This is a genomic window from Kitasatospora sp. NPDC054768 (assembly GCF_053612025.1).
Genome location: NZ_JBSHBN010000153.1, coordinates 1 through 4,575, shown reverse-complemented (window position 1 = coordinate 4,575; position 4,575 = coordinate 1). Strand labels below are relative to the sequence as shown.

Below are 4,575 nucleotides of genomic sequence, written 5' to 3'. Positions count from 1 at the left end.
GTCCGGGTCGGAGCGGCCGCGGGCCCGGAGCGGGGTCAGATCCGGGCCAGGTAGCCGTTCTCGACCAGCCAGAGCACGTTCGGCCTGGCCGGGCCGCCGGGCAGCAGGGCGCCGTCGAGCTGGTACTGGAGGCCCCAGCCGGGCTGGTTGAACCACGGCGCGATCGGGCCGGCGTGCACCGTGAAGGCCTTGACCACCTTGTAGTCGTGGTAGTTGCAGGCGGCCGGCGGGTTGCTGTCCAGGCTCTGCGGCGGGAGCGCGCGGTTGGCGTAGGGCAGGCCCTCGGGGGCGAGGTAGGCGCCGTACTCGCTGCCGTAGCGGTCGATGTTCTGGTTCGGGTACAGCGTGAGGTCGAACTCGATCGGGCTGCCGTCGGGCAGGGTGACGTAGCCGTCGGCCGGCGGGTAGATCCAGCCGCCCTTGCCGCCGTTGCCGGCCGGGTCGTAGTACTGGGCCAGGAAGGCCTGGTCGCTCGCGCCGCCGGTGCGCTGGTAGCCGGCGAGCTGGCGGCCGACCGGGCCGGTGGTCGGGAGGTCGGCGGGGCCGAGGCGGGCGTCGTCGTGGCGGAAGGCGGCGGAGCACTGGTCGGAGGGGGTGGCCGCCGGGGCCGCGAGGGCGGCGGGGGTGCTCACGGCGGTGAGGGCGGCGGCCGCGGCGAGCGGCGCGACGAGCAGGCGAAGGCGAAGGCGCACGGTGTCTCCGTCGAACGGGTCAGCGGTCGAAAGGGGAGCCACGGAGGGGCGTTGTGCTCACCCTCCGTGGCTGGTTCGACACCAGGCAATCGGATCTTCTGATCATTCGTCAATATGACCCGTACGACTGCCCGTTCGACTGCGCGGATTAGGCCGAACCCGGGACAGCGGGGCCGCCCGTCCAGGAGGATGAACGGTCCGGCGCCACCGGGTCACTTCCCCGGGTCACTTCCCCGGGTCACTTTCCCGGGTCACTTTCCCGGGGCGACCCGCCCGAGCAGGTGGAGCAGCCGGTCGAGGGCGTCCTTGGAGTTCGGCTCGGTCAGGTTGACCATCAGCCGGAACGCCACCTTCAGCAGCGCCGGGTGGCCCAGCCCGGCGGCCCCGGCCGCGCCGAGCAGCTTCGGGCGGCCCAGCAGGTCGGCGGCCAGGCGGCCGAGCGCGAAGTAGCCGGCGTACGCGGAGCGCAGCGCCTGCGGGTAGGCGCGCAGGGCGAGTTCGCGGCCGCGGTCGGTGCGGCGGGCGAGGGCCTGGACGACGGCCTCGGCGGCGAACCGGCCGGACTCCATCGCGTAGGCGATGCCCTCGCCGGTGCCCGGGCTGACCGTGCCGCCCGCGTCGCCGACCAGCAGCAGGCCGTCGGCGTAGTGGGGCCGGCGGTTGAGGCCCATCGGCAGGGCGGCGCCGCGGATCGGCTCGGTGACCCCGTCGGGGGTGTAGCCGTACCCCGGGGGCAGGCCGTCGCACCAGCGGCGCAGCAGTTCCCGCCAGTCCACCTCGGTCCCGGTGGTGTCGAGGACCCCGAGGCCGACGTTGGCGGTGCCGTCGCCCATGCCGAACACCCAGGCGTAGCCGGGCAGCAGGCCCCGGGCCGGGTCGTCGGGGTCGCGCAGGTCGAGCCAGGCCTCCAGGTAGCGGTCGTCGTGGCGCGGGGTGGTGAAGTACGTCCGGTACGCGACGCCCATCGCGCGGTCGGTACGGCGGTGGCGCTTCATCGCCACCGACAGCCGGGTGGAGTTGCCGTCGGCGGCGACCACGACCGGGGCCCGGTAGGCGACCGGCCGGCGCTCCTCCCCCGACCTGGCGGTGACGCCGGTGATCCGGCCGGTCCGCTCGTCCAGCAGCGGGCCCGTCACAGTGACGCGTTCGACCAGCCGGGCACCGGCCGAGGCGGCCTTGCGGGCGAGCAGTTCGTCGAAGTCGGCACGGCGCCGGACCAGTCCGTACCCGGGGTAGGCGGAGAGCTCGGGCCAGTCGAACTCCAGCGAGCGGCGCCCGGAGATCAGCCGCAGGCCCCGGTTGTGCAGCCAGCCGGCTCCCTCGGAGACGTCGATGCCGAGGTCGGTCAGCTGCTTGACGGCGCGCGGGGTGAGGCCGTCGCCGCAGACCTTCTCGCGCGGGAAGGCGGACTTCTCCAGCAGCAGGACGTCCAGCCCGGTCCGGGCGAGGTGGGCGGCGGCGGTGGAGCCCGCCGGTCCGGCGCCGACCACGATGACGTCGGCGCTCTCCGCGGCCCGGACGGCCTCCTCGTCCCTGTCGGTCTCCTCGGGCCGGACGGTCTGCTCTGGGCCGGGCATCGCACTCTCCCACGGGTCGGATCGGCTGTACTCGCGACGGATTCCTCGGACTGGGCGGTTCCGGACGGGACGATAGAGAACCCCGGTACCCGCCCGCCGCCCCGACACGCAGGCCGCCGCCGGGAACCGGTCAATACCGGCCACCACGGCCGTCCGGGTTCACCCACCGGACCGGGGAGCGGAGTCGACAACTCGGGCCGCTCGTGCCGCTCGGCGACACCCGGCACCATGACAAGCGGGTGATCGAGTCCCTGCGGGGCGCCGCGGCCGGGCCGAGGCGCCACTGAGCCCCCGGCCCGCGAGCAGCTGCGGGACCAGGGGCTCCTTGTCGTTCCACGGTGCGCACCCCCTGGTCAGGGGGTTCACCGGCGGTCGCACCGGATTCGACGAGGGTCCCCGGCCACGGGGGCGGACCAGGGGCCCTCACCCGGTACCACGGCCGCCGCCGCTCCCCGGGTTCACCCACGGCCCCATCGGCCCCGCCGGCCACACGAGCCACACCGGGCCCGGGAACGCCGGAAGCCCCTGGCCGCACGGGGGAACGGGCCAGGGGCTTCCACTCCGGACTACGGACGGCGGGCCCTCACGGGTTCAACGCCAGCACCACGTACCCCGCCAGCACCGCCAGGTGCACCGCGCCCTGGAGCGGGGTCGCCCGGCGCGGGATGACCGTGAGGGTGAGCAGCATGATCGTCAGGGTCATCAGCACCATGTGCGCCGGGTCGAGGCCGAGGACGAGGGGGCCGGAGAGCCAGCTGGAGGCGATCGCGACCGCCGGGATGGTCAGGCCGATGCTGGCGAGCGCCGAGCCGAGGGCGAGGTTGAGGCTGGTCTGCACCCGGTTGCGGACGGCCGCGCGCAGCGCCGCGATGGTCTCCGGCAGCAGCACCATCAGGGCGATCACCACGCCGACGACCGCGTGCGGGAGCCCGGCGTCGTCCACCGCCTTCTCGATGGTCGGCGACACGCCCTTGGCCAGGCCCACCACCGCCACCAGGGCGACGGCGAGCAGCAGCAGGCTGACCCCGGCGGCCCGGACGGTCGGCGGGGAGGCGTGCTCCTCCTCGTCCAGCACCCGGCCCTCGGGGGTGACGGGCAGGAAGTAGTCCCGGTGCCGGACGGTCTGGGTGGCCACGAACAGCCCGTACACCACCAGCGAGGCGGTGGCCGCGAAGGTGAGCTGGGTGGTGGAGAACTGCGGGCCGGGCGAGCTGGTGGTGAAGGTCGGCAGCACGAGACTGAGGGTCGCGAGGGTGGCGATGCAGGCGACCGCGGCGCCGGTGCCCTCGGCGTTGAACACGGCGGTCCGGTACTTGACGGCGGCGACCAGGATGGACAGTCCGAGGATGCCGTTGCAGGTGATCATCACGGCGGCGAAGACGGTGTCCCGGGCCAGTGTGGAGGACTTGTCCCCGCCGTCGGCCATCAGCGTCACGATCAGCGCGACCTCGATCACGGTGACCGCCACCGCGAGGACCAGCGACCCGAACGGCTCCCCCGACCAGTGCGCGATGACCTCGGCGTGGTGCACGGCGGACAGCACGGCGCCCACCAGGAAGCAGGCGACCACCGCCACCACCCAGCCGGGCAGTTCCTTGTGCCAGGTCAGGACGAGGACGAGGAACGACACCACCGGAACGACGACGGTCCATTGCGCGACGGCCGCGCGGAGCTTCGTGATCATGCCGCCGAGGATCCCAGACCGGAGGCCCGTCACCCGGGTGCCCGCGCCGGGATTCGTAGGGATGTGGCATAACTCATCCCATTTCGCGGCGTCACCCTCCGTAGCCACCAAGGTACTGAAGCACTTTGTCGACATGTGGTCGAACCCGTTCCGGCACGCCCCCGGCGGCCACCACGCTCTTGTCACTGGTGCGGTAGGCCGCCGCGACCAGGGCGGGCAGGTCGCGGGTCAGGCCGCGGTGCTTTATCTGCTGGTCGAGCCAGCAGACGTAGTTGCCCATCGCGGCGATCGCGTCGCCCGGGTCCCAGTACGACGTGGCTCCGGGGTGGGTGGCGGCCTTGCCCCAGGCCTCGAAGACCGAGGGCGTCCACATCGCGATGCCGTACTCGCCGGTCCCCGGGCGGGCCGCGTTCGGGTCGAAGCCGCTCTCGGCCTTCAGCATGGCGGCCAGCAGCACCGGGGTGACCTCCGGCTCGGGGCAGCGCCGCGCCGCGGTCTCGATCATTCCCCGGTAGGCCACCGGGACGTCCGAGCCGGCCGGGATCGCACCGGGCAGCGGGGGCACCGCGCGCCGGGCGGCGCCCGGCCCGCCCGGCTCCGGTCCGCCGGTCAGGGCGAGGAC

General features: G+C 73.9%; 4 protein-coding genes. All 4 read right to left on the bottom strand.

What is annotated here, in order from left to right; genetic code table 11:
* Nucleotides 1–35: 35 nt before the first annotated feature.
* A complete protein-coding gene (locus ACWGKU_RS32715; RefSeq protein WP_401053686.1) occupies nucleotides 36–692 on the bottom strand; it encodes a TNT domain-containing protein in 657 nt (218 codons plus the stop codon).
* A gap of 251 nt (nucleotides 693–943) precedes the next feature.
* Nucleotides 944–2,269, bottom strand: a complete 1,326-nt coding sequence (locus ACWGKU_RS32710; protein ID WP_452180269.1) for a geranylgeranyl reductase family protein — start codon at nucleotides 2,267–2,269, stop codon at nucleotides 944–946.
* A gap of 583 nt (nucleotides 2,270–2,852) precedes the next feature.
* Nucleotides 2,853–3,953, bottom strand: a complete 1,101-nt coding sequence (locus ACWGKU_RS32705) for a calcium:proton antiporter (protein ID WP_452180270.1) — start codon at nucleotides 3,951–3,953, stop codon at nucleotides 2,853–2,855.
* Between the two features lie 91 nt (nucleotides 3,954–4,044).
* On the bottom strand, nucleotides 4,045–4,575 hold a 531-nt coding region (locus tag ACWGKU_RS32700), incomplete at its 5' end, for a transglycosylase SLT domain-containing protein (RefSeq protein WP_452191665.1).

What these genes read in the sequence shown, in the direction of transcription:
- ACWGKU_RS32710 (WP_452180269.1), bottom strand. Translation starts at nt 2,269, where the DNA reads ATGCCCGGCCCAGAGCAGACCGTCCGGCCCGAGGAGACCGACAGGGAC.
- ACWGKU_RS32705 (WP_452180270.1), bottom strand. Translation starts at nt 3,953, where the DNA reads ATGATCACGAAGCTCCGCGCGGCCGTCGCGCAATGGACCGTCGTCGTT.